At 70.3% G+C, this 24,152-nt stretch carries 24 protein-coding genes; 10 read left to right on the forward strand and 14 right to left on the reverse strand.

Annotation, left to right across the window (positions count from 1 at the left end; genetic code table 11):
- Positions 1–8 precede the first annotated feature (8 nt).
- Together OHS18_RS28085 and OHS18_RS28090 are read left to right on the forward strand one after the other, a co-directional pair.
- Positions 9–1,808 (forward strand): carbamoyltransferase family protein, encoded by a 1,800-nt coding sequence (locus tag OHS18_RS28085; RefSeq protein ID WP_328447638.1) that lies wholly within the window; start codon positions 9–11, stop codon positions 1,806–1,808.
- Positions 1,805–2,518 carry a hypothetical protein gene (locus OHS18_RS28090; protein WP_328612943.1) on the forward strand — a complete coding sequence of 238 codons (714 nt, stop codon included), beginning with the start codon at positions 1,805–1,807 and terminating at the stop codon, positions 2,516–2,518. The genes OHS18_RS28085 and OHS18_RS28090 overlap by 4 nt, the downstream gene beginning before the upstream one ends.
- Here OHS18_RS28090 and OHS18_RS28095 read toward each other — a convergent pair.
- Positions 2,484–3,110: a TIGR03085 family metal-binding protein gene (locus OHS18_RS28095; protein WP_328447634.1), complete on the reverse strand. Its 627-nt coding sequence runs from the start codon at positions 3,108–3,110 to the stop codon at positions 2,484–2,486. The two genes, OHS18_RS28090 and OHS18_RS28095, sit on opposite strands and share 35 nt — an antisense overlap.
- Before the next feature lie 73 nt (positions 3,111–3,183).
- Here OHS18_RS28095 and OHS18_RS28100 point away from each other — a divergent pair, with 73 nt between their 5' ends.
- Together OHS18_RS28100 and OHS18_RS28105 are read left to right on the forward strand one after the other, a co-directional pair.
- On the forward strand, positions 3,184–4,251 hold the full coding sequence (locus OHS18_RS28100; protein WP_328612944.1) for an NADH:flavin oxidoreductase/NADH oxidase: 1,068 nt from the start codon (positions 3,184–3,186) through the stop codon (positions 4,249–4,251).
- 144 nt (positions 4,252–4,395) lie between these two features.
- Positions 4,396–5,784, forward strand: coding sequence for a glutamate decarboxylase (locus tag OHS18_RS28105; RefSeq protein WP_328612945.1), 1,389 nt, complete (start codon positions 4,396–4,398; stop codon positions 5,782–5,784).
- 52 nt (positions 5,785–5,836) lie between these two features.
- Here the strand turns inward: OHS18_RS28105 and OHS18_RS28110 are convergent, their stop codons facing one another.
- The 3 genes from OHS18_RS28110 to OHS18_RS28120 form a co-directional block, all read right to left on the reverse strand.
- Entirely contained in the window at positions 5,837–6,313 is a 477-nt protein-coding gene (locus OHS18_RS28110) for a Dps family protein (RefSeq protein ID WP_328612946.1), read from the reverse strand.
- 34 nt (positions 6,314–6,347) lie between these two features.
- Complete coding sequence (locus OHS18_RS28115) at positions 6,348–6,770, reverse strand: organic hydroperoxide resistance protein (protein ID WP_328612947.1); 423 nt, start codon at positions 6,768–6,770, stop codon at positions 6,348–6,350.
- Positions 6,771–6,904: 134 nt separating this feature from the next.
- Positions 6,905–7,477: an NADPH-dependent FMN reductase gene (locus OHS18_RS28120; protein ID WP_328612948.1), complete on the reverse strand. Its 573-nt coding sequence runs from the start codon at positions 7,475–7,477 to the stop codon at positions 6,905–6,907.
- A gap of 137 nt (positions 7,478–7,614) precedes the next feature.
- On the opposite strand from OHS18_RS28120, the gene OHS18_RS28125 reads away from it, so the two are divergent.
- On the forward strand, positions 7,615–8,667 hold the full coding sequence (locus OHS18_RS28125) for an alpha/beta hydrolase (protein WP_328612949.1): 1,053 nt from the start codon (positions 7,615–7,617) through the stop codon (positions 8,665–8,667).
- Positions 8,668–9,049: 382 nt separating this feature from the next.
- Here the strand turns inward: OHS18_RS28125 and OHS18_RS28130 are convergent, their stop codons facing one another.
- The 3 genes from OHS18_RS28130 to OHS18_RS28140 form a co-directional block, all read right to left on the reverse strand.
- Positions 9,050–9,580, reverse strand: coding sequence for a hypothetical protein (locus tag OHS18_RS28130; protein WP_328447625.1), 531 nt, complete (start codon positions 9,578–9,580; stop codon positions 9,050–9,052).
- Between the two features lie 398 nt (positions 9,581–9,978).
- Entirely contained in the window at positions 9,979–10,575 is a 597-nt protein-coding gene (locus OHS18_RS28135; protein WP_328447623.1) for an acyl-CoA-like ligand-binding transcription factor, read from the reverse strand.
- Positions 10,556–12,034 carry a DHA2 family efflux MFS transporter permease subunit gene (locus OHS18_RS28140; RefSeq protein ID WP_328612950.1) on the reverse strand — a complete coding sequence of 493 codons (1,479 nt, stop codon included), beginning with the start codon at positions 12,032–12,034 and terminating at the stop codon, positions 10,556–10,558. The genes OHS18_RS28135 and OHS18_RS28140 overlap by 20 nt, the downstream gene beginning before the upstream one ends.
- A 232-nt stretch (positions 12,035–12,266) precedes the next feature.
- On the opposite strand from OHS18_RS28140, the gene OHS18_RS28145 reads away from it, so the two are divergent.
- Entirely contained in the window at positions 12,267–13,412 is a 1,146-nt protein-coding gene (locus OHS18_RS28145; RefSeq protein ID WP_328459165.1) for an MFS transporter, read from the forward strand.
- 113 nt (positions 13,413–13,525) lie between these two features.
- Here the strand turns inward: OHS18_RS28145 and OHS18_RS28150 are convergent, their stop codons facing one another.
- On the reverse strand, positions 13,526–13,906 hold the full coding sequence (locus OHS18_RS28150; RefSeq protein ID WP_328447619.1) for a hypothetical protein: 381 nt from the start codon (positions 13,904–13,906) through the stop codon (positions 13,526–13,528).
- Between the two features lie 17 nt (positions 13,907–13,923).
- Positions 13,924–15,114: an RtcB family protein gene (locus tag OHS18_RS28155; RefSeq protein ID WP_328612951.1), complete on the reverse strand. Its 1,191-nt coding sequence runs from the start codon at positions 15,112–15,114 to the stop codon at positions 13,924–13,926.
- Between the two features lie 446 nt (positions 15,115–15,560).
- Between OHS18_RS28155 and OHS18_RS28160 the strand changes: the two genes are divergently transcribed.
- The gene (locus OHS18_RS28160; RefSeq protein WP_328612952.1) at positions 15,561–15,812 is read left to right on the forward strand and encodes a hypothetical protein; all 252 of its coding nucleotides are present in this window, start codon (positions 15,561–15,563) and stop codon (positions 15,810–15,812) included.
- A gap of 328 nt (positions 15,813–16,140) precedes the next feature.
- Here the strand turns inward: OHS18_RS28160 and OHS18_RS28165 are convergent, their stop codons facing one another.
- Complete coding sequence (locus OHS18_RS28165) at positions 16,141–17,178, reverse strand: aspartate-semialdehyde dehydrogenase (protein WP_328612953.1); 1,038 nt, start codon at positions 17,176–17,178, stop codon at positions 16,141–16,143.
- Positions 17,178–18,443, reverse strand: coding sequence for an aspartate kinase (locus OHS18_RS28170; protein ID WP_326945025.1), 1,266 nt, complete (start codon positions 18,441–18,443; stop codon positions 17,178–17,180). Before OHS18_RS28170 ends, OHS18_RS28165 begins: the two co-directional genes overlap by 1 nt.
- A 230-nt stretch (positions 18,444–18,673) precedes the next feature.
- On the opposite strand from OHS18_RS28170, the gene OHS18_RS28175 reads away from it, so the two are divergent.
- Positions 18,674–19,264, forward strand: a complete 591-nt coding sequence (locus tag OHS18_RS28175) for a nitroreductase family protein (RefSeq protein ID WP_328612954.1) — start codon at positions 18,674–18,676, stop codon at positions 19,262–19,264.
- Here the strand turns inward: OHS18_RS28175 and OHS18_RS28180 are convergent.
- Together OHS18_RS28180 and OHS18_RS28185 are read right to left on the reverse strand one after the other, a co-directional pair.
- On the reverse strand, positions 19,261–19,965 hold the full coding sequence (locus OHS18_RS28180) for a ComEA family DNA-binding protein (RefSeq protein WP_328612955.1): 705 nt from the start codon (positions 19,963–19,965) through the stop codon (positions 19,261–19,263). The two genes, OHS18_RS28175 and OHS18_RS28180, sit on opposite strands and share 4 nt — an antisense overlap.
- A gap of 94 nt (positions 19,966–20,059) precedes the next feature.
- Complete coding sequence (locus OHS18_RS28185; RefSeq protein WP_328612956.1) at positions 20,060–20,449, reverse strand: hypothetical protein; 390 nt, start codon at positions 20,447–20,449, stop codon at positions 20,060–20,062.
- Positions 20,450–20,685: 236 nt separating this feature from the next.
- Between OHS18_RS28185 and leuA the strand changes: the two genes are divergently transcribed.
- Positions 20,686–22,449 carry a 2-isopropylmalate synthase gene (gene leuA / locus OHS18_RS28190; RefSeq protein WP_328447601.1) on the forward strand — a complete coding sequence of 588 codons (1,764 nt, stop codon included), beginning with the start codon at positions 20,686–20,688 and terminating at the stop codon, positions 22,447–22,449.
- Between the two features lie 68 nt (positions 22,450–22,517).
- Here leuA and OHS18_RS28195 read toward each other — a convergent pair whose 3' ends face one another.
- Positions 22,518–23,432, reverse strand: coding sequence for an SDR family oxidoreductase (locus OHS18_RS28195; protein ID WP_328447599.1), 915 nt, complete (start codon positions 23,430–23,432; stop codon positions 22,518–22,520).
- Between the two features lie 122 nt (positions 23,433–23,554).
- Between OHS18_RS28195 and OHS18_RS28200 the strand changes: the two genes are divergently transcribed.
- Positions 23,555–24,148, forward strand: coding sequence for a DedA family protein (locus OHS18_RS28200; protein WP_328612957.1), 594 nt, complete (start codon positions 23,555–23,557; stop codon positions 24,146–24,148).
- The last annotated feature ends 4 nt before the right edge of the window (positions 24,149–24,152 follow it).

Raw genomic sequence — 24,152 nt, forward strand, 5'->3', positions numbered from 1 at the left:
GGAGAATCATGTACGTACTGGGCATCAGCAGGGTCCACGACTCGGCGGCGGCACTCGTGCGCGACGGCGAAATCATCGCCTTCGCCGAGGAGGAACGCTTCACCCGCAAGAAGCACGACGGCGACTTCCCCGCCGAAGCCATCAAGTTCTGCCTGGAGCGCGCCGGGATCACCCTGGCCGACGTCGACCACGTCGCCTACTACTGGCAGCGCTGGAAGGAAGGGATCCACGCGGCCAAGGTGTTCGCGCGCTACTTCCCGGGCACGCTGGACGTCTTCCGCAACACCAACGGCGACGAAGGCGGCCGCTCGGCGGGCATGGTCGACACCTTCATGACCGGCGGCGGCTCGGGCCACGACGACTACCACGTCGGCGGCGCGGTCCTGGCGCACATCAAGCGGTCCTACACGCTGGAGCAGGACGTCAAGGACGCCGTCGAGTGGACCGGCCCGACGAAGTTCAAGACGCACCTCGTCGACCACCACCGCGCGCACGCGGCCAGCGGCTACTTCATCTCGCCGTGGGACGAGTCGGCCGTCCTCACCTTCGACGGCATCGGCAGCGACGGCACCGCGACGTACCTGGCGCACGGCCGCGGCAACAAGATCGTCGACCTGCGGCGCATCAAGTTCCCGCACTCCCTCGGCGCGATGTACGCCGGCGTCACCGGCTACCTCGGCTTCTACCCGACCCGCGACGAGGGCAAGATCATGGGCCTCGCGCCGCTGGGCGAGGACACCTACGTCGACGCGTTCAAGCAGCTCATCCACCTCGACGACGACGGCGGCTTCGAACTGGACCTGAGCTGGTTCGCCCACCACCGCACCGGCAAGCACGTGATGGCGAAGAAGTTCAGCGACACCTTCGGCCCGGCGCGGCCGAAGACCCGCGTCACGGCGGCGAATCCCGTTCCCCAGCACTACTGCGACATCGCGTACGCGCTGCAGGTGACGCTGGAGGAAGCCGGCCTGCACCTGGCGCGGTGGCTGCAGCGCGAGACCGGTTCGAAGCGGCTGTGCGTCGCCGGCGGCGTCGCGCTCAACAGCGTCATGAACGGCCGGATCCTGCTGGAGACGCCGTTCGAGGACTTCTTCGCCCAGCCCGCGGCGGCCGACGACGGCTGCGCGCTCGGCGCGGCCCTGGAGGTGTCGGTCGGCAAGTACGGCAAGCCGCGCCCGCGGGACGGCTACACCTACACCGGCCCGGACTACACCGAGGCCGAGATGGAGGTGGCGCTGCAGGACGCCGGCGTCGAGTACACCCGCGTCGACGACATCGCCGCGCACACCGCCGCCAAGATCGCCGACGGGAAGATCGTCGGCTGGGTGCAGGGCCGGATGGAGTGCGGGCCGCGGGCACTGGGCAACCGTTCGCTCGTCGCCGACCCGCGCGACCCGGAGTCGAAGACGCGGATGAACGAGAAGGTCAAGCACCGCGAGGCGTTCCGGCCGTTCGCGCCCTCGTGCCTGGCCGAGCGCGCGGGCGAGTACTTCGTCAGCGACTACCCGTCGCCGGTGATGCTGCTGGTGTTCGACGTCCTGCCGGACAAGCGGGACGAAGTGCCCGCGATCACCCACGTCGACGGGACCGCGCGCGTGCAGACGGTCAGCGTGGCGGACAATCCGCTGTACTACAAGATGATCAGCGAATTCGAGAAGCTGACCGGCGTGCCGATGGTCGTCAACACGTCGTTCAACGACAACAACGAGCCGATCGTGGCGAGCCCGGCCGACGCCATCGCGTGTTACCTGAAGACCGACGTCGACGCGCTGGCCCTCGGTCCGTTCTGGGTGGAGAAGGAACTGTGATCGCACCTGCAGTCGAAGCGCCGAACTGGATCGGCGCGCTCTACCGGCAACGGCGGTGGCTGTGGCTGGCCGCCGCCGTGCCGGCCGTGGTGACCACGCTGCTGATCATGGTGGTGCTGCCGCCGGACCAGACGCTGGACAACGTCGGCGACTGGGCGTTCAAGCTGTGCCCGTTCCTGTTCGCGGTGCTCACGGTTTCGCTGTTCCCGCGCACGAAGCTGGGCCCGGCCCTGATCGTGTTCGCCGTTTTCGTCTACATGTCCTATTTGGACACCGAACTGGTGATGCGGGTCCAGGCGTTCGCCCGCGACGCGGCGACGAACGACGACGCGTTCCAGCCGGTGTACCAGTTCGAGCTGTTCGTGACGACGTTCATCGTGCTGTTCGCGCTGCTGGCCTACCGCCTCGGCGGCGGCCGGACGGCGAACGTGCTCAAGGCCGGCGTCGCATCGATCCTGGTGGTCATCTCGGGCGTCAACGACCTGACGTTCTGGGCGCTCAACGACGTCTGGGCGGCGGGCACGAAGCCGACCGAGCTGAAGTGGGCGTCACACATGATCGTGTTCCTCGGCGGGCCGCCGAGTGTGCCCGCCGCGGTGGCGTTCATGGCCGTGCACCTGGTGCTGGCCGCGATCGTCGTCGCGTTGCCGGTGGGGCGGTGGGTGAACCGGGCGCTCAGAGGCCCCGTTTCACCGCCTGAAGCTTCGTGACCGCGGCCGGGTCGCCCTGGAAGTCCAGGTTCACGGCGTCCCGGCCGAACACGAACAGCAGCAGGTCGACCGGGTCCCCGACGACCGTCACGGGGTCGGGCCCGGTTTTGACCGCGGCCTCGCGGCCGTCGGCGGTCCGGAGCGTGACGCCGACCGGCGACTTGCGGAGGTTGAGCTTCGCGGCGCCCTTCGCCGAGCGCCACGCGGTGGCGTCCCGGGCCGGATCGGCGGGCCGCGGCTTCCAGTCCGGCTGCGCGCGCCGGACGTCCTCGTGGTGGACGAGGAACTCGGCGCCGTTGGTCAGCTCGTCGAGCGGGCCGATCGAGGTGGGCCAGAACTTCGACGGCCCCTGGCGCACCTGGTCGACGAGGCTCGCCCACGGCTTCGCGGCGTAGCGGTCCTGGACCTTCTTCGTGTACCCGGCGAGCGCGGGCACGGCGATGCCCGGCGCGGCGTCGATCCGGTGCTCGCGCACGACGAGGTGCGCGGCGAGATCCCGCGTCGTCCACCCTTCGCACAAAGTCGGCGCGTCGGGCCCGAGGTCTTCGAAGAGCGAGCTCAACGCCTGGCGTTCGTCAGCAGCGACACCCATGGGTGTGACGCTACTCGCCGGTACCCGCGTCGGCGACGGGAAGAGACCGCGGGCACGTGTCGTTGATCGAGAGGTGAGCCGACTCTTCAGCCCGATCACGGTCCGCGGCCTGACGCTGCCGAACCGCGCGTGGGTGTCCCCGATGTGCCAGTACTCCGCGACCGACGGCCTGCCAGGCGACTGGCACCTCGTCCACCTGGGCCAGTTCGCCACCGGCGGCGCCGGCCTGGTGCTGACCGAGGCGACCGCCGTCACCCCGGAGGGCCGGATCAGCCCGCAGGACACCGGCATCTGGAGCGAAGCCCACGCCGACGCGTGGCGCCGGATCGTCGGCTTCGTGCACGCCCAGGGCACGGCGATCGGCATGCAGCTGGCCCACGCGGGCCGCAAGGGTTCGACGAAGCGCCCGTGGGAGGGCTCGGGCAGCGTCGCCGCCGCGGACGGGGGCTGGCAGAGCGTCGGCGCCGACCGGCAGTCGTTCGGCCCGTACGCCCCGGCGCGGCCGCTCGCGACGGACGAGGTGAGCGCGCTCCCGCAGGCGTTCGCCGCAGGTGCCCGCCGTGCCCTGGACGCCGGCTTCGACCTGCTCGAGCTGCACTTCGCGCACGGCTACCTGGTGCACCAGTTCCTGTCCCCGCTGTCCAACTCCCGCACGGACCGCTACGGCGGCGACTTCGAGGGCCGCACCCGGCTGGCGCTGGAGATCACCGACGCGGTCCGTGCCGAGGTGGGTTCGTCCGTGCCGCTGTTCGCGCGGCTGTCGTCGTCGGACTGGACCGAGGGCGGCTGGACGATCGAGGACTCGGTGCGTCTCACGAAGCTCCTGGCCGAGCGGGGCGTCGACCTGATCGACGCGTCCTCGGGCGGCAACACCCCGAACCCGGACATCCCGGTCGGCCCGGGTTACCAGGTCCCGTTCGCCGCCCGGATCCGCACCGAGGCGGGCCTGCCGACCGGCGCGGTGGGCATGATCACGGACCCGGAGCAGGCGGAGGAGATCGTGGCGTCGGGTTCGGCGGACGCGGTGTTCCTGGCCCGCGCCCTGCTGCGCGACCCGCACTGGCCGCTGCGCGCGGCGAACGTCCTCGACGCCGACGTGCCGTGGCCGAACCAGTACGCGCGAGCCAAGTCCTGGCACTGACCCCGTAACTCACGCGAGTCCCGGGTCCGATCACGCGGTTTCCGGGCCTGACTTTTGCCGCGAAAGGTCGGTTCCGGTCTCTTTCGGACCGGGACCGACCTTTCGCGCACGCGGCTGTCGGCGGATGGCGCTACCGTCGGTTTCATGGTTCTGCACCAGGGAAAAACCGACCGCCCGGACCGCGTCGGCGGCACGAATCCGATGTACGCCGGAGCGAACCCGGCGCTCGCGGCGGGCTTCGTCATGCCGCACGACAAGCTGCTCGACACGTCCCTGCCACCGGACACGGCGCTGCAGCTAGTGCGGGACGAGCTGATGCTCGACGGCAACGCGCGGCTGAACCTCGCCACGTTCGTCACGACATGGATGGAGCCGCAGGCGCGTGAGCTGATGGCCGAGTGCGTCGACAAGAACATGATCGACAAGGACGAGTACCCGCAGACCGCCGAGCTGGAGCGGCGCTGCGTGAACATCCTCGCCGACCTGTGGCACGCGCCCGACCTCGCCGACATCATGGGCTGCTCGACGACCGGGTCGTCCGAGGCCTGCATGCTCGCCGGGATGGCGCTGAAACGGCGCTGGTCCAAGCTCGGCCGCACCGGGAAGCCGAACCTGGTGATGGGCGTGAACGTCCAGGTGTGCTGGGAGAAGTTCTGCGAGTACTGGGAGGTCGAACCGCGGCTGGTGCCGATGGAGGGTGACCGGTACCACCTCTCCGCCGAGGAGGCGGTCGCGCGCTGCGACGAGAACACGATCGGCGTCGTGGCGATCCTCGGCTCGACGTTCGACGGCAGCTACGAGCCGGTGGCGGAGATCGCGGCGGCGCTCGACGCGCTGCAGGAGCGCACGGGCTGGGACATCCCGGTGCACGTCGACGGCGCGTCCGGCGCGATGATCGCGCCGTTCCTCGACCCGGAGCTGGAGTGGGACTTCCGGCTGCCGCGGGTGGCGTCGATCAACACGTCCGGCCACAAGTACGGGCTGGTGTACCCGGGGGTGGGCTGGGTGATCTGGCGGAACAAGGAGGCGCTGCCGTCGGAACTGGTGTTCAACGTCAACTACCTGGGCGGCGACATGCCGACGTTCGCGTTGAACTTCTCCCGCCCCGGCGCCGAAGTCGCGGCCCAGTACTACACGTTCGTGCGACTCGGCCGGGACGGATTCCGCGCGGTGCAACAGGCCTCGCGTGACGTGGCGACGCACCTGTCGGCCGGCATCGCCGATCTCGGCCCGTTCGAGCTGCTGACCCGCGGCGACCAGCTGCCGGTGTTCGCGGTCACCACCGGACCCGGCGTGAACTTCGACGTCTTCGACGTGTCCCGCCGGCTGCGCGAGCGCGGCTGGCTGGTGCCGGCGTACACGTTCCCGGACAACCGCACGGACCTGGCGGTGCTCCGGATCGTGGTCCGCAACGGCTTCACGCACGACCTGGCGGACCTGCTGCTGGCCGACGTGGCCCGGGTCGTCGCGGAACTGGCGAAGGAAGGAGGGCGGCCCAAGGACCCGGCCAAGGCGACGGCATTTCACCACTGAGCGCGCGAAACGGCCGGCTCCCGGAGGAACCGGCCGTACGCGGGGACGAGGATCAGGCCTGCTGGGCCTGCCACATCCAGTGCGCCTCTTCGAGGGCACGGGTGATCTCGATCAGCAGGTCCTGCGTCACGAGGTCGCTCTTGTCGGTCTCGTCGATGCGCTTGCGCAGCCGCTCGACGAGGGCCGAGAGGATGTCGACGATCGCGGCGACGGTCGACTCGACCGACTGCCAGTTGTCCGGGTAGTCGGGGACGCCGGAGCTCTCGACGACGGTCTTGGCCTTGCCGTTCGGCGAGACGCCGATGGCGTTCGCCCGCTCGGCGACCTGGTCGACGTACTCGCGCGCGGTGGTCACGAGCTCGTCGAGCTGCAGGTGCGCGCTGCGGAAGTTCGCGCCGACTACGTTCCAGTGCGCCTGCTTGGCGATCAGGGAGAGGTCGACCAGGTCCACCAGCGTCGCCTGGAGGGCGTTGCCGGTGATCTCCTTGTCGGCGTCGGACAGCGGGCTCTTGATCGGAGAGGTGGTCATGTGCGGTGATCCTTTCCTCGGACGGAGGCGGGGATCAGACGGTCGCGGAGAGCGCGACCTCGATGTTCCCGCGGGTGGCGTTGGAGTAGGGACAGACCTGGTGGGCCTGTTCGACCAGCTGGTCGGCCTGGGCCTGGTCGACGCCCGGCAGCGAGACCTTCAGCGCGACGCCGAGACCGAACCCGACGTCCTGCTTGAGCACGCTGACCTCGGCCGTGACGGTCGTGTCGTGCAGCGGCACCTTGGCCTGACGCGCGACCAGCTGCAGCGCGCTGTGGAAGCACGCCGAGTAGCCGGCGGCGAAAAGCTGTTCGGGGTTCGTCTTGTCCCCGCCGGGGCCACCCATCTCCTTCGGGATGGCCAGCGACTCGTCGATGACGCCGTCGGACGAGGTGACCTCGCCGTTGCGGCCGTCTCCGCGCGCCGTCGCCACCGCGGTGTAGATCGCCTGACCCATGCTTCGCCTGCCTTCTTTCGGGGACGCTCGGCGTCGAGCGTCTCATCGGGTGCAACATCCCGCATCCGCGGAACAGTGCCCCTACATGGCAGGCATCACGTGCTTCGGCTACCCGGCGGCGCCCGGGCGAAACGTCAGGAGTGGCGCGACACGGCGAACTCGGCGACCTGGCGGCCGATCAACCGCAGCGTGCGGAGGCTCTTCTCGTCGGACGCGCCACCGCCGTCGTCGAACTTGGTCTCGGCCGAGTTGATCGAACCGCCCAGCGGGGTGGCCCAGCCGCGCAACGCGTGCGTGATCGTGCGCAGTTGCTCGAGCGTGGTGACCGCGGCCTGCCAGCCGTACGCGACGGCGGCGAGGCCGACCGCGCGGCCGTCGAGGTAGGGGCGGGTGTCGTCGCGGAGGTCCTCGACGTAGTCCAGGGCGTTCTTGACCAGGCCGGACAGCGCGCCGTGGTAACCCGGCGAGACGACGATGAGCCCGTCGGCGTGGCGGACGGCGTCGACGAGCGTCTTCGCGCGTTCGTCGCGCTCCAGCTCGCCCGCGTCGTAGAAGGGCAGCACCAGGTCCGGGCCGGAGAGCAGCCTGGTCCGGACGCCGGTTTCCGCCGCGGCGTCGAGCGCGATCTGCAGCGCGCGTTCGGACTGCGAGCCCTCGCGCAGAGAGCCGCCGATCCCGAGCACATTGACCGTCCTGGCTGAAGTCACGCCTTCCAGGCTAACCCCTCCACTTAACTGGAGGACCAGAGTTTGGGACGGAGGTCCCGGTCACACCCGAAGTCCCACTGGACCTGTTACCTACTGACAAGTAACGTCTGGTCGGCACCGATGCACAGGAGGCAACGATGGCGATCCCGTTCCCGGTCCGCGTCCAGGCCGCCGCGTCCCAGCTCGCGTTCTGGCTGCCCGAGCCGGTACGGCGGGCGGTGGCCGGCCGACCGGTGCGCATCGACGGCCAAGACCTCGCCCTCGACGCACAGCTGCTGCTGCGACTGCAGAAGCTCGCCGGCGCGGAGCTGGTCCGCGGCTCGGTCGACAGCTCCCGCGCCTTGCTCGACGTGGGCCGGCACCTGGTGAGCGGCAAGCCGATCGAACCCGTCTCGGTGCGCGAGATCGCCGTCCCGACCCCCGACGGTGACTTGCCGGCGACGCTCTACACGCCGGTCGGGCTGCCCGAGAAGTCGCCGCTCCTGGTGTTCTTCCACGGCGGCGGCTGGGTCGTCGGCACCCGCGCCAGCCACGACAACGCCGTCCGCTTCCTGGCCAAGCACGCCGGGGTGCGGGTGTTGTCGATCGAGTACCGGCTGGCCCCGGAGTTCCCGTTCCCGGCGGCCACCGGCGACGCCCTGGCGGCGTTCGACTTCGCCCACGCCAAGGCGGGCGACCTCGGCGCCGACCCGTCCCGCATCGCGGTCGGCGGCGACAGCGCGGGCGGCAACCTGGCCGCGGTGACGGCCCAGCAGGCGGTCCGGCGAGGCGGCCCGGCACCGGCGTTCCAGCTGCTGATCTACCCGGCGACGGACTTCGCGCAGCGCTACCGCTCGCAGGACCTGTTCGCCGAGAACCTGTTCCTCACCGACGTGCACATGAAGTGGTTCGAGGGCCACTACGTACCGAAGGGCAGCGACCTGACCGACCCCAGGCTCTCCCCGCTACGCGCGGAAGACCTGAGCGGCCTCCCCCCGGCCCTCGTCGTGACGGCCGGGTTCGACCCGCTACGCGACGAAGGCGAGGCGTACGCGAAGAAGCTCGCCGAAGCCGGCGTCGAGGTCGCGCTGCGCCGACACGAGGACCTGATCCACGGTTTCATCAACTTCACGGGCGTGGGCACCCGCTTCCGCGAGGCCCTCGCCGAGACAGCGGGAGCGTTGCGGCAAGGTCTGTCCATTCGCGACTGACCCCGGCCCGGGCCTGTCCACTTGGGACCGACCTGCCCCGCCCGCGCGGCGCCTCCCGGCAGCGTTTCCACGACCGGCGCAAACGTCCGCCGCGAACTAGCGCGTGCCAAAGCGCTGGAGTCGGCCTGACCCTGCCGCGCAGTGCCGACCGGCGCCGCTCCTCCGGCGGCGCACACGTCCGCCGCGGAATAGCCCGCGCCGTGCCATCCGCCGACCGAGTGGCACTTCTCCGCCCGGCGCAGGCATTCGCTGCGGGATAGCCCGCGCCAGGACGCCGGAACGAACCGAACCGGCGGCGCGAACCGGGAAACGACCCGGAGCCCGGCGCGGAGGAATGTCCGCGGCCGGGCTCCGGGCCCCCCTGTTTCTCCGATAGCCCTGCTCAGCCCGCGGGCAGTGGCGGGACCGGAAGCGGCAGCGGCGGCACCGGGAGCCCGCCGAGCAGGCCGCCCAGAATGCCGGTCACCGCGCCCAGCAGGGCCTTCACCAGGTCGCTGACGATCTTCAGCGGTCCCGGCAGGTCCGGCAGCGAAGGGATCGGCAACGGCAGCGGTGGCAGCTGGCGCGCCTTGGCCGTCGGGTCGGTCAGGAGCCGGACGGACTCGTCCGCGCGGCCCTTGGCCAGCCCGGCGAGCTGCTGGGTGTCGGTCTGGATCGTGTAGCGCTTTCCGGCGGCGATGTCCGACATCACCGGGCTCATCCGGCCCAGGTCGGACCGGGTCGCGCCGACGTTGCCCGCGTAAGCCACCTTGGTCAGGTCGTCACGCATCTGCAGCACCTGTGCGGCGAGGGCCTGGGTGCTGGAGGAACCCTTGCCCCCGTCCGGGCTCGCCGCGGCGACACCGGCCGTCGCGACTGCCAGCAGACTGCCGGCGGCTACCAGGGCGATGGACCGCCCGAACTTGCCTTTCATACCTTTTACCTCCTGGCCTCGGGAGACCTGACGGGTTAAAGCGATACCCGCCGTATCGGAGATAAGCCACCCTCTCACCGGTTGGTGACGTTTTCCAACCCTTACGTGCCGGATGCGGAAGCGGCGAACTCGCCCGCAATTGATTAACGCCGAAACCTTGCCAATACCCCTGAAGATCATCCGGACCGATCCCGTTTGTCACCAGGGGTTACGACCGTCCACTATGGAACAGTTCGGCCACTCATCCGGGTGTAAACGGTGATCTTCTGGCCTCATCACTCCGTGGGACCGCGTGTCGCAACTGCTCCAGAAGGGCGTCCCCCACGCCGGCACCGCCACCCACAAGGTGCGCCGGAAAACGCCGTTCCCCGTGGTGGGAGCACGAACCGGAAAATGCTTCAGAGCGGGAGGCCCGCCTCCAGGTGCGCAAAAGCCTCGTCGAGTGAGTTCAGGAGCAGGTCCGGGTCGCCGCCGGCGGTGTAGAACGCCGCGAGCACGACGCCGACCACGGCGCCCGCCCAGTTGCGCACCTCGAAATCGGTCGCGGACCGGCCGACGCGGCGGGCCGCGAGGTCGGCGAGCAGGTCGATGCCGGCGCCGTACTGCTCCAGCATCGGGGCACGCAGCTCCGGCTCGTTGAAGACCAGCAGCTGCCGTTCGCGTTCGTCCTGCCAGGCGTCTTCCGGGAGCGCCTCGTAGACGTCGCGCAACGTCGCCCGCAGCGCGCCGATCACGCTCAGCTCGGGCGGCTGGGCCAGCGCGGCCTCGACCATCAGCGGGTCGAGGGCGTCGTAGAGGACCGTCGCCTCCTTCGTCGGGAAGTACCGGAAGAAGGTGCTCGGCGAGATCTCCGCGGCGGCCGCGATCTGGTCGACCGTCGTGGCCGCGTAACCCCGCTCCCGGAACAGCCGCAACGCGTGCCGCTGGATCGCGGCCCGCGTCTTGGCCTTCTTCCGCTCTCGCAACCCCGTGGGCTCAGCCGGCGACGACGTCATGCTCCGATTCTCGCGGCTGGGCCGCGGCCACCGCACGCCCGGGCAGGACAACCACCGCCAGCAGCGCGCCGGCCACGCCGAGCCCGGCGCAGACCCACAGCGTCGCCGCCATGCCGTCGGTGAACGCGGCCCGCGCCGACTCGGCCAGCCCGGGCAGGTGGAGCTTCCCGGCGACGGCGACCGCGGCGGACGCGCTGCCGCGGACCGCGGCGGCCACCGGTGCGGGCAGCCCCTGGACGTCCACGCCGTCGCGGTAGACGCCGTTGAGGACCGTGCCGAGCACCGCGACGCCGATCGTGCCGCCGACCTGGCGCAGCACCTGGATGAGCGCCGAACCGGCTCCCGAGCGGCCCTCGGTGAGGGCGCCCATCGCCATCGACATCAGCGGCGGCAGCGTGCACCCGGTGCCGAGGCCGATGACGGTCTCCCAGCCGATCGTCAGGCCGTACCCGGACGCGGCCGACGTCGTCGAGCCCCAGCCCAGACCGGCCGCGAGCAGCACGAACCCGCCCGTGACGACCACCCGGACACCGAACGCGGTGACGAGCCGTTCGGCGATCTTCGCCGAGATCAGCATGCCGCCGATCAGCGGCAGCAGCCGCACGCCGGTCTGCAACGCGTCGGCGCCCTGCACCGCCTGGAACAGCTGCGGCAGCACGAACAGCAGGCCCATCAACGCGAACGACGCGACGGTCGCAAGCACCGCGCCCCAGACGAACCGCGGCTCCCGGAACAACGCGAGATCGGTGAGCGGCGCGGCCACGCGCGTCTGGGTCCAGCAGAACACCGCGAGCAGCACGGCGCCGAGCGCGACCAGCCCGTAGGTGACCGGGTCGGTCCAGCCGTGCTCGCCCGCGTGGACGAAGCCGTAGGTGAGCGCGACGAGCCCGGCCGCCGACAGCGCGATGCCGGGGTAGTCGATCCCGCCCCGGCCGGAGCCGCGGGTGAGCGGCACCAGGAACAGCACCGCGACCACCCCGACGGCGGTCAGCGGGACGTTGATCAGGAACACCGAGCCCCAGGCGAAGTGGTCGAGCAGCCAGCCGCCGAGCAGCGGGCCGAGCGGGATGCCGACGAACGTCGCCAGCACCCACGTCGTCAGCGCTTTCGCCCGCTCCTCCGGCGGGAACAGGATGTTCAGCAGCGAGAGCGACAGCGGGATCAGGAACGCGGCGCCGGCGCCGAGCACGACCCGGGCGGCGATCAGCTCGCCGGGCGAACCCGCGTAGGCGCACCACAACGACGCCAGCCCGAACACCGCGAGCGCGCCGAGCAGCAGCTTCTTCGGCCCGAACCGGTCGCCGAGCAGGCCCGCCGGCAGCAGCAGCGCGGCCAGCGCCAGCGTGTACGCGTTGCCGAACCACTGCAGTTGCGTGGTCGTGGCGCCGAGGTCGACCGCCAGTGTCGGCACGGCCACGTTCAGCACGGTCAGGTCGAGACCGACGGTCAACAGGCTCACCGCGAGCGCTCCGAGCGCCCACCACCTGCGTGGATACAGCTGATTCATAGCAACCCCCATTTGGTAGTGACTACCAAATGAGAGTAGCTCTCGAAATATTCGGGCGCCAGGGGTGGCCGGCTCGAGAAATAAGTTGCACGCGCGTACCACCTTGGGTTCTCATCGAGACGTGCCTCTGCAGCCCTACCGCCGGGTGCTCTCCGTCCCCCGCGTCCCCTCGACGATGGCCCTGATGTTCCTGGCTCGGCTGCCGATGACCATGAACGGCGTCCTGATGACGCTGTACGTCGTCACCGGGCTCGGCCGCGGGTACGGCGCCGCCGGGCTGGTCGGCGCCGGCGTCACCCTCGGGATGGCCCTCGGCGCGCCGGTAATCGGCCGCGCCTTCGACAAGTACGGGCTGCGCCCCGTCGTCGCCGTCTGCGGCATCGGCACGACGGTCTTCTGGATCATCGCGCCGCACCTGCCGTTCGAGGCGCTCGCCGCGGTCGCCGTCCCGGCCGGGATGCTCTCGGTGCCCGCGGGCTCGCTGGCCCGGCAGGTCCTGGCCACGCTCGTCCCGGCCGAGGAGCGCCGGGCGGCGTACTCGCTCGACACCATCTCGATCGAGGCGACGTTCATGATCGGCCCCGCGGCCGGGATCGCGGCGATCACCGCGTTTTCGCCGACGTGGACGCTCAGCGCCCTCGGCGTGCTGTTCGGCGGCACGGCGTTCCTGATCTGGCTGGTGAACCCGCCGATCCGCGACGCCGTCGAGCCGGGGGTTTCCGAGGTCCGGCCGCCGCTGCGCAGCTGGCTGACCGGCCGGCTGGTGGGCACGCTCTTGGTCGCCGCGGGGGCGTTGTTCGTGCTCGTCGGCACCGAACTGGCGACGCTCGCGACCCTGCGCGAGCACGGCGACATCGGCGTGACCGGGCTGGTCATCGCGGTGATGTGCGCCGCGTCGATCGCCGGCGGCATCGTGCACGGCTCGGTGAAGCGGTCGTTGCCCCAAGGCGTACTGATGCTGCTGCTCGCGCTGCTGGTGGTGCCGGTCGGGCTCGCCGAACAGCCGTGGTGGCTGCTGATGCTCGTGCTGATCCCGACGAACCTGCTTTGCGCGCCGACGCTGGCGGCGACCACCGAGACGGTCAGCCGGATCGCGCCGCCGCGGGTGCGCGGCGAGGCGATGGGGCTGCAGGACTCGTTCACCCGGCTCGGCCTCGCGGTGGGCAGCCCGGTGGTCGGCTTCGCGATCGACCACTCGAGCCCGGCCTGGGGCTTCGCGGCGGCCGGCCTCGGCGGCCTGGTGGTCGCGTCGGGTGGCCTGATCCGGTGGCGGCGGCGCCGCACACCCGAACCGGCCCCGGTACCCGCGCTCGCCGAAACCCCCTGCTAGCGCCGCCGCCCCGCCCCACTCGCAAGTCCGTGAAGGCCTCCTTGAGGGACTCTGAGTCCCTCAAGGAGGCCTTCACGGACTTCGGAGGCAGGTGCGCAGAAGCGCGGCGGGCGTCAGCTGCAGGCGGTGCGCAGCGCGTCGAGCTTGGCGACGTTGCGCTTTGCCCACCTGGCCACGACGCCGGCGTCTTCGATGCGTTCCTTCTGCACCTCGACGTAGGAGTCGGCCATGCCGAGCAGCGCGTTCTTGACGTCCTGGTCGGCGACGTTCCCGGCCAGGGCGCGCAGCCGCTGTTCCTTGTCCTCGGCCCGCTCCTTGAGCTTCTGCGGGTCGACCAGCGGATTCAGGTCCGCCAGCCCGAGCGCCTCGGCGCAGGCGCCGACCTTGTCCGCCGTCCTGCTGCCCTGGTCGACCGCGTCACCGACCTGGTCGCACCCGCTCAACAGCAGTGCGGCCGCGGCCAGCGACGCGGCCGTCCTCCCCCAACTGGTCATATCACCCAAGGTACCGCTCAGCCCTTGACGCAGACCACCTGCTTGAGGTGGGCGACGACCTCGACCAGGTCGGTCTGGGCCTTGATGACCGAGTCGATATCCTTGTAGGCCGCCGGGATCTCGTCGACGACGCCGGTGTCCTTGCGGCATTCGACGCCCGCCGTCTGCGCCGCGAGGTCCTCGGCGGTGTACAGCTTCTTCGCCTTGGTCCGCGACATCCGGCGGCCGGCGCCGTGCGACGCCGACTGGAACGACGACTCGTTGCCGAGCCCGCGCACGATGTACGAACCGGTCCCCATGCTGCCCGGGATGATCCCCAGGTCACCCGAGCCGGCGCGGATCGCGCCCTTGCGGGTGACGAGCAGCTCGACGCCGTCGTAGGTCTCTTCGGCGACGTAGTTGTGGTGGCACGAGATCGCGTCGTCGAAGGTCGTGCCGGGCACGACCTCCGCCAGCGCCAGCTTCACCAGCGCGACCATCGTGGCGCGGTTGCGCGCCGCGTAGTCCTGCGCCCAGAACAGGTCGCGCCGGTACGCCCGCATCTCCGGGGTGCCCGCGACGAACACGGCGAGGTCCCGGTCGGGCAGGTCGGCGTTGTGCGGCAGCTTCCGCGCGACGGCCATGTGCCGCTCCGCGAGCTCCTTGCCGATGTTGCGCGAGCCCGAATGCAGCATCAGCCACACGCGGCCTTCGTCGGCACCACCCTGCTCGAGGCAGACCTCGATGAAGTGGTTCCCGCCGCCGAGGCTCCCGATCTGGCGCGCAGCCCGGTCGTGCAGCTCCTGGACACCGGTGTGCAGCTCGCCGAAGCCCTTCCAGAACTCGTCCCAGCCGCCGACGCCGTGCACCTTCGCCGGGTTCACCGGCGTCTTGTGCAGCCCGAACCCGACCGGCACGGCGTTTTCGATGCGCCGGCGCAGCTTCCCGAGATCGTCGGGCAGGTCGGCCGCGGTCAGCGAAGTCCGCACCGCGCTCATCCCGCACCCGATGTCGACACCGACCGCGGCCGGCGAAACGGCGTCGCGCATGGCGATGACGCTGCCGACGGTCGCACCCTTGCCGTAGTGCACGTCGGGCATCACCGCGAGCCCGTGCACCCACGGCAGGTTCGCGACGTTGTGCAGCTGCCGCATGGCCTGGTCTTCGACGGACGCGGGATCGGCCCACATCCGGATCGGCACGCGGGCGCCGTCGACGGCGGTGTACATGATTTCCTCCCCTGGAAGTGCTTGCGAGGCTCAGAGTCCCCCGTGGCGCGGATTCGAGCAAGGCGATTTCCAGATGTCCACTGTGGAGGAACGCGCCCCCGGGCAGCTCCCCGCCCTCCCTGGGGGGCGTGCCCTTGTCCAGTCTATCGGCGGCTACCGACGAAAACTGCCGACCGGGGCTTCAGGCGCCGAGTTGTCCACAGCGGCTTTCGATTGTGGACAAGCTGGTGGTGCGCTGGTCGCGCGGGGACCCACCGCTGGTCTTGTCGCCCGCACAACTCGGGGCCGTGCCGAATCAACCGCTCGCGGCCACCACCGAACGCCAATGGCTACGAGACTGGCTCGCCGAGAGGGAAGACGATCCCGACGCCGCCCGTCGTGCAGGCGCAGACTCGTAGCCCTGGCGAGGCAGCGCCGCCGCCGCGCACACCAGCCGTCAGCCGTTCGTGCAGCTGCTGGAGCACGCCGAGGCCGCCGCCTGGCGGGCGGCCGAACTCGCCGAGACGGATCCGACACCGTGGGCGTCCCTGGTCTCCGTCGCCATCGGGCTCAACGTCCGTGACCAGCCCTTCGACGGGGATCTGGTCCGCGCGCCCGCCCACCGGCCCGGACACGAGCGCGCCCTGCGCTACCGGTGGCCGAAATGGCACGGCACCGAAGAGCGGCTGCTCGACTTCGCGACGGGGCCGCGGCCCTGACGCCGTTGCTCCTGCGAGCTTTCGAGATGGCCATGGCGGGCAACCCGATCTGGCGAAGCCGCTACGTCCGGGACGCCCTCGACCTGGCGTTGCCCCGGCTCGACGGCGAAGGCGCCCGGGAAGACCGCGGTTACGCCATTTACGCGCTGCACCGCGACGGTCGCCACGACGAAGCCGTCGCCCAATTCCGGCGGCCACGTGCGGAACTTCGACACCGACGTCAAGCGATCCGCGAACCCCGTCAAGCAGTTCGCGGGCCTGCCGAAACGCGACCCGAGACGCGTGAAGGCCCCCTCGACGACCGAGGGGGCCTTCGACGTCGTCCGAGCTACTGCTGCGCGATCAGCTCCGCGATCTGCACGGCGTTGAGCGCCGCGCCCTTGCGGAGGTTGTCGTTGGCGATGAACAACGCGAGCCCGCGGCCGCCGCCGACTCCCTGGTCGACGCGGATGCGGCCGACGTAGCTCGGGTCGTTGCCCGCTGCCTGCAGGGGCGTCGGGACGTCGGACAGCTCGACGCCCGGCGCGTGGCCCAGCAGCTGCGTCGCGCGCTCGACCGTCAGCGGCTGCGCGAACTCCGCGTTCACCGAGATCGAGTGCCCCGAGAACACCGGGACCCGCACGCAGGTGCAGGACACGCCCAGCCCCGGGATGCTCAGGATCTTGCGGCTCTCGTTGCGGAACTTCTTCTCCTCGTCCGTTTCGAGCTCACCGTCGTCCACAATGGACCCCGCCATCGGCAGGACGTTGAACGCGATCGGGCGGACGTACTTGTTCGGCGCGGGGAAGTCGATCGCCGCGCCGTCGTGCGTCAGCAGCGAGGCGTGCTCCGCTCCTGCGCGAACCTGACCGGCCAGCTCGTCGACGCCGGCCAGCCCGCTGCCGGACACCGCCTGGTAGGTCGACGCGACCAGCCGGACCAAGCCCGCTTCGTCGTGCAGCGGCTTGAGCACCGGCATCGCGGCCATCGTCGTGCAGTTGGGGTTCGCGATGATCCCCTTCCGCGCTTCCTTGATGGCTTCCGGGTTGACCTCGCTGACGACCAGCGGCACGTCCGGGTCCATCCGGAACGCCGAGGAGTTGTCGATCACCGTGACGCCGGCGTCGGCGAACCGCGGCGCCTGCGCCTTGGACGTCGTGCCGCCCGCGGAGAACAGCGCGATGTCCAAACCGGACGGATCCGCCGTGGACGCGTCTTCGATCGTGATTTCCGTGTCACGCCAAGGAAGCTTCGACCCCGCCGAACGCGACGAGGCGAAGTACCGGAGCTCGGCGATCGGGAACTCCCGCTCCGCCAGCAGCTTGCGCATCACCGCGCCGACCTGGCCGGTCGCGCCGACCACCCCGACCCGCAGCCCGTCCGCCATCAGCGACCACTCCCCGCGTAGACCACAGCTTCTTCGTCGCCGCCGAGCTCGAACGCGGCGTGGATCGCGCGCACGGCGTCGTCGAGCTGGGCGTCCCGGATCAGCACGGAGATGCGGATCTCGGAGGTGTTGATGATTTCGATGTTGACGCCGGAGGAGGCTAGCGCCTCGCAGAACGTCGCCGTGACACCCGGGTGCGAGCGCATCCCGGCGCCGACCAGCGAGACCTTGCCGACGTGGTCGTCGTAGAGCACGGACTCGAAGCCGATTTCGGCCTTGACCTTCTCCAGCTCCTTGACGGCCTTGGCTCCGTTGGCCTTCGAGAGCGTGAACGTGATGTCGGTGCGGCCGGAGACGGTGCTCGACACGTTCTGCAGCACCATGTCGATGTCGATCTCGGCGTCGGCGATCACGCGGAAGATCCGGGCCGCGGCACCGGCGTGGTCCGGTACGCCGGTGACCGTGATCTTGGCTTCGGAGCGGTCGTGCGCGACACCGGTGATCAGCGCTTGTTCCACGGGGATCTCCTCGATAGAACCGGTCACCGTGGTGCCCGGCTTGTCACTGTAGGAAGAACGGACTCGGATCGGGACGCCGTAGCGGCGCGCGTACTCGACCGACCGCAGGTGCAGGATCTTCGACCCGCTCGCGGCCAGCTCCAGCATCTCCTCGTAGGGGATGACGTCGAGCTTCTTCGCGTCCGGCACGATCCGCGGGTCGGCGGAGTACACACCGTCCACATCGGAGTAGATCTCGCAGACGTCGGCGTTGAGCGCGGCGGCCAGCGCGACGGCGGTGGTGTCCGAACCGCCGCGGCCCAGCGTGGTGATGTCCTTGGTGTCCTGCGCGACGCCCTGGAAGCCCGCCACCAGCGCGACGTAGCCCTGCTCGAGGGCCTCCGTGACCCGGCTCGGGGTGACGTCGATGATGCGCGCGTTGCCGTGCACGGACGTCGTGACGACGCCGGCCTGCGAGCCGGTGAACGACCACGCCTCGGCGCCCTGGGCCGCGATGGCCATGGCGACCAGCGAGTTCGAGATGCGCTCACCGGCGGTGAGCAGCATGTCCATCTCCCGCTCCGGCGGCGCCGGGTTGACCTGCTGCGCCAGGTCGAGCAGCTCGTCGGTGGTGTCACCCATCGCCGAGCAGACCACGACGACGTCGTTGCCGGCCTTCTTGGTGGCGACGATCCGTTCCGCGACGCGCTTGATCCGGTCGGCACTTTCCAGCGACGATCCGCCGTACTTCTGGACCACGAGGGCCACGCCCGAACCTCCTCGACGGGCCGGGTCTGCTCCCTGGTGGGCACCGGAGAGCCCCCGCGTCCCATAGTTGAGAAGGAGCCTACCGGGGCTTCAGCGGCCCGCCACACTATTGAGTGGCGGCGGCCACCGGTCCGGGCCAGTTACGGAAGTAAATCTTCCGTAACACCAAGGAAATGCGCGGAGCACTTCCTTTCGAGTGATGCAGCGCACTCCTGGGTACCGTGGTGATCGTGCGCAAACCAGCTGTGACGAGCATCCCGATCGCCCCTCTGATGGCCGAGCGCTGGAGTCCCCGGGCCTACGACGCGTCCGCCGTCGTCACCCCGGACCAGGTGCGGGCCCTCCTCGAAGCGGCCCGCTGGGCACCGTCGTTCGGCAACACCCAGCCGGCCCGCTACCTGGTGGGCGTCCGCGGAACCTCGGCGTTCGACGCGATCCTGGCGACGCTCAACTCGGGCAACCAGGCGTGGGCTCGCCGGGCGGGTCTGTTGCTGATCGGGGTGATGGTGACTTCGAACTCGAAGGGAGACGTCCCGTACGCGGAATACGGGCTCGGGCTGGCTTCGGAGAACCTGGTGCTGCAGGCGGTGGAACTGGGACTGATCGCCCACCAGATGGCGGGCTTCTCCCCTGCCGACGTCCGGTCGTCGTTCGACCTCCCGGACAACGCGGAGCCGCGGGTCGCCATCGCGGTCGGGTCGCCGGGTGATCCTGCCGTTCTGGAGGAGGACTGGCGGATCGAGAAGGAGAAGGCGGACCGGGCGCGGATCCCGCTGGAGGAGTTCGCGTTCACCGGCAAGTGGGGCACCCCGGCGCTCTAGACCGGCAGGACCACGGCCCGGTCGCGGATGCGGTCCAGCGTCCCGAAGGGCACGACGGTGCTGACATCGTCGACGGCGACGAAGCCGCCGACGGTCGTCCTGATGTCGACGATGGCTTCGGCGGTCGCCGCATCCAGCCCGCAAACCGATGCAATCACGCCTGCCGGCGCGTTGTTGAGGTCGACCAGACCACCGTCGTCGTAGTCGCGCGCGAGGTCGGGCCGGCCGATCCGGAGGTCCCGCGCGATGAGGGGCTCCTCGGCGGCGAGCTTCCGGGCCCCGACGCGGCGTTCCCGCGCGGCCAATGCGGCGGCGAGGGCCGGGTCCGGGCCGTCGAGCCGCTCGCCGGGGACGTGGTGCAGGATTTCGCGGCGCAGCCTGGACTGCTGGACGCAGGCGACCGCGACCACGGCGAGGGCCACGACCACGCCGAGCGAGGTGAGCAGGTTCCCGGTCGTGCCGACAGCCTTGCCCGCGGTGTCCTTGGGCGCCAGGGACATCAGCACGCCGACGACCGCGGCGGCCGCCCCGAAGGCCACGGCGCGAACGTAGAGCGACTTCCGGCCCAGCCGCAGGGCGGCGTGCACGAACGGAACCCACGCGAAGAAACCGAACGAAACGATGGTGACGACGAAGTACCAACGGCTCCCGATGCGAGCGACCGCGCTCGGCGTCGTCGCGACAGGCTGTGAAACGGACATGTTCAGCACCCCTTCCGGCGTGCTGATGTCGCCCGGCGGCGACACTGCGTTACGGGCCTCCGCCCGGGATCAGCCGATCGTGATCACCGCGAAATCAGGAAGCCCCGCCGACGCGGCGGATCACCTTGGCGAGGATGCCCGACACCACGAGCCAGAAGATCGCCGCGATGCCGAAGTTCACCAGGACTCGCAGCTTCGCGTCGCTCGGCGTGAACAGGTCGCTGAAGCCCAGCGCCAAGCCGTCCGCCCAGGAGTGGACGAACGAGACGATGCCGTTGTCCGGGTTGGCCGAGCCGACCGTGAAGATCACGTGGATCACCAGGATCGCGGCGAAGACCAAGCCCACCCAGCGGACGATCGACGCCACCGCGTTGGCCACCTTGCCCCCGGCACCGCGCCAGTCGACGGGTGCTCGGCGGGCGACGCGCGTCTCCGTGTCCTCCGAAGACGCCGAAGACGCCGACGACTCTGCGTGTTCAGCCATGCCCGCAGTTTCGCACGGCACTGGGCCGATTGCTACCCGCTGGTAACTCGGATGGGCCGTCCCACGTAACGGTTGGATCGCGCCCTCACTTCCCCCCGGCCTCGCCCGATGGTTATGGTGGGCACGTGGCGCGTGCTCTCCTGCTTCGCTGCCGCGACGGGGCCTGACCGGACCGGCTCCCCGTCGCGGGGCTTCGTGGTGCCGGTCGCACCCGTCGAGCTGGAGACACCCCTTTCATGAGTTCGCGCATCCGCAAACCCTCTCGCACCGCGCCCGCTGATCAGCCCGCCTGGAACACCCAGCGCGGCACGTCCATGCCGGTGCACCGCTACCGCCCCTGGTACGACCTGATCGAGAACATCGACGTCCCCGACCGCACCTGGCCGGACAAGCGCATCGACCGCGCGCCGCTGTGGTGCGCCGTCGACCTGCGGGACGGCAACCAGGCCCTGATCGACCCGATGTCGCCCGCGCGCAAGCGCAAGTTCTTCGACCTGCTCGTCCGCATGGGCTACAAGGAGATCGAGGTCGGCTTCCCGGCCGCGTCGCAGACCGACTTCGACTTCGTCCGCGAGATCATCGAAGAGGGCGCCATCCCGGACGACGTCAGCATCCAGGTGCTGACCCAGTGCCGCCACGAGCTGATCGAGCGGACCTTCCAGGCCCTCGAAGGCGCGCCGCGCGCGATCGTCCACATCTACAACTCGACGTCGATCCTGCAGCGCCGCGTGGTCTTCCGCGAGGAGCGCGAAGGCATCAAGAAGATCGCGACGCAGGCCGCGGAACTGGTCGTCGAGCTGGCCGCGAAGCAGCCCGACACAGACTTCCGGTTCCAGTACTCGCCGGAGTCCTACACCGGCACCGAGCTGTCGTACGCGCTCGAGGTCTGCAACGCCGTCACCGAAATCTGGCAGCCGACGCCGGAGAAGCCGGTGATCCTGAACCTGCCGGCGACCGTCGAGATGGCCACGCCGAACGTCTACGCCGACTCGATCGAGTGGATGAGCCGCAACCTGGCGCGCCGCGACTCGGTGATCCTGTCGCTGCACCCGCACAACGACCGCGGCACCGGCATCGCCGCCGCCGAGCTGGGCTACCAGGCCGGCGCGGACCGGATCGAGGGCTGCCTGTTCGGCAACGGCGAGCGCACCGGCAACGTCGACCTGGTCGCGCTGGGCATGAACCTCTACAGCCAGGGCATCGACCCGCAGATCGACTTCTCCGACATGGACGAGATCAAGCGGACGGTCGAGTACTGCAACCAGCTGCCGGTGCCCGAGCGCTCGCCGTGGGGCGGCGACCTGGTCTTCACGGCCTTCTCGGGCTCGCACCAGGACGCGATCAACAAGGGCCTCGACGCGCTGAAGGACGCCGCCGGCAAGCAGGGCGTACCGCTCGACGAGTACCCGTGGGAGGTCCCGTACCTGCCGATCGACCCGAAGGACGTCGGCCGCACGTACGAGGCCGTGATCCGGGTGAACTCGCAGTCCGGCAAGGGCGGCGTCGCCTACATCATGAAGGCCGAGCACCAGCTCGACCTGCCGCGGCGCCTGCAGATCGAGTTCTCGAAGGTCATCCAGCGCTACACCGACACCGAGGGCGGCGAGGTCGACCCGGCCACGATGTACCACGCCTTCGCGACCGAGTACCTGGAGCTGAAGACGCCGCTGGAGCTGGTCCGCCAGCACGTCCGCGACAACGGGGACGGCGAGTACGACATCACCGCGACGGTGCGCGTGGAAGGCGACGAGCACGAGGTCACCGGCCGCGGCAACGGACCGATCGCGGCGTTCTTCGACGCGCTCTCGACCGTGGGCTTCGACCTGCGCCTGCTGGACTACTCCGAACACACGCTCTCGCCGGGCGACGACGCGCGCGCCGCGTCGTACATCGAGTGCGCGATCTCGGACCGGGTGTTCTGGGGCATCGGGATCGACCCGTCGATCGTCACGGCGTCGCTGCGCGCCGTCGTCTCGGCGGTGAACCGCGCCAACCGGTAGCGAACTGCCGTGAAGGGCACCTTCAGGGACTTCTAAGCCCTGAAGGTGCCCTTCACGGCATTCTGGGGTCAGCGGTAGCCGGTCGTGTCCGCCGGTTTGCCCGGGGCGATCACCTCGGTCATGTAGCGCCAGGCGTCCGGGCGGCTGCCGTCGACGTCATCGATCGCGTACTCCTTCGCCAGCTGACCGCTGCTGACCGTCTGCCCCGACCACCGCCGCCGGTCCGGGTCGCTCGCCAGCGCGACGATCGTGCGGGCGCCGAACGTCGGCGTCTCCGAGATCGCGAAGTGCGGGTTCTCCTCAAGCGCGTCGCGCCAGTTCTCCTCCGTGACGCCGTGGAGGTCCAGCATCATCTCCGAGCGCAGGTAGCCGGCGGTGTAGGCGACGGCCGTGCAGCCGTGCTCCTTCAGCTCCGCGGCTTCACCCTTCGCCAGCAGGTGCGCCGACGCCTTCGCGACGTAGAACGGCAGCGACGTCCCTTCGCGGTAGTTCGCGTTGTACTCCGCCGTGCCGTCGGTCAGCTCGACGACCAGGCCGCCCGGGCGGCGGATCAGCAGGGGCAGCAGGTGGTGGCCGGTGATCAGGTGCGCGTCGATGCCGAGGCGGATCATCCGCAGGCCGGCGTCGAGGTCGTGCTCCCACACCGGCTTGCCCCAGCCGAGGTGCTGGTCACCGCCCCAGATGCCGTCGACCAGGATGTCGAGGCCGTCGTGCGCCGCGTCGACTCGCTTCGCCAGCTCGGCGACCTCGGCCGGCTCCAGGTGGTCGACGCGGACGGCCTCGGCGCGCCCGCCCGCCTGCTCGATCAGCTCGGCGGTCTCGTCGATGGTCTCCGGACGGTCCACTTCGGACTTCTTGGTGCCGCTGCTGCGGCCGGTCACGTACACGAAGGCGCCCGCGCGGCCCAGCTCGACCGCGATCGCGCGGCTCGCGCCGCGGGTCCCGCCCGCGACCAGGGCGACCTTTCCCGACAAAGTGTCCATACCCGCACGGTTACCCCGGATCCCGGCCGCCACAGTCACCCGATCTGTGGAAGAGCTGTCGGCTTCCTGTGAGTCCCCCTTGATCGGGATTCATCCGGAGCCCGCGGGCGGTTAATGGAGGTGTGGACGCGACTACGGCCGGACTGCTGGTGCTGTTCGTCGTCTCGCTGGTGCCCTTGCTGCCCACCGAGGTGACGCTCCTCGGCATGGGCATCGCCGCGGCCCAGGGCGGGACGTCACTGGCGCTGGTGATCGCCGTGGCCACGGCCGGGTGCCTGGTCTCCGACCAGGCGCTCTACGCCCTCGGCCGGTTCGGTGGCCGGGCGGCGCTGGACCGGCTGAGCCGGCGGAAGAAGATCGCCGCCGGCATCGGCTGGCTCGACGGGCGGCTGCAACGCCACCCGCGCCCGGTGCTGGTGGTGGCCCGCTGGCTGCCGTCGGGCGGAACGGTCGGCGCCCTCCTCGCCGGCTCGCTCCGCTGGCCGATGGCGGAGTTCTTCACGGCCTCCGCTATCGGCGTCACGCTCTGGACGTCCTACGTGGCCTTCCTCGGCTACGCGGGCGGCCAGCTCATCACCGAACCCGGGATCAGCATGCTGCTCTCCCTCGGCGTCGCCCTGGTCCTGGGTTCGGTGATCACCTACAGCGTGAAACGCGGCGCTGTGACAACCGGGGCTTCGCCCCGGGCCGGGGGCTCCGCCACCCGGACCCCCTGAAGCG

The sequence above is a fragment of the Amycolatopsis sp. NBC_00355 genome (assembly GCF_036104975.1).
GTDB lineage: Bacteria > Actinomycetota > Actinomycetes > Mycobacteriales > Pseudonocardiaceae > Amycolatopsis.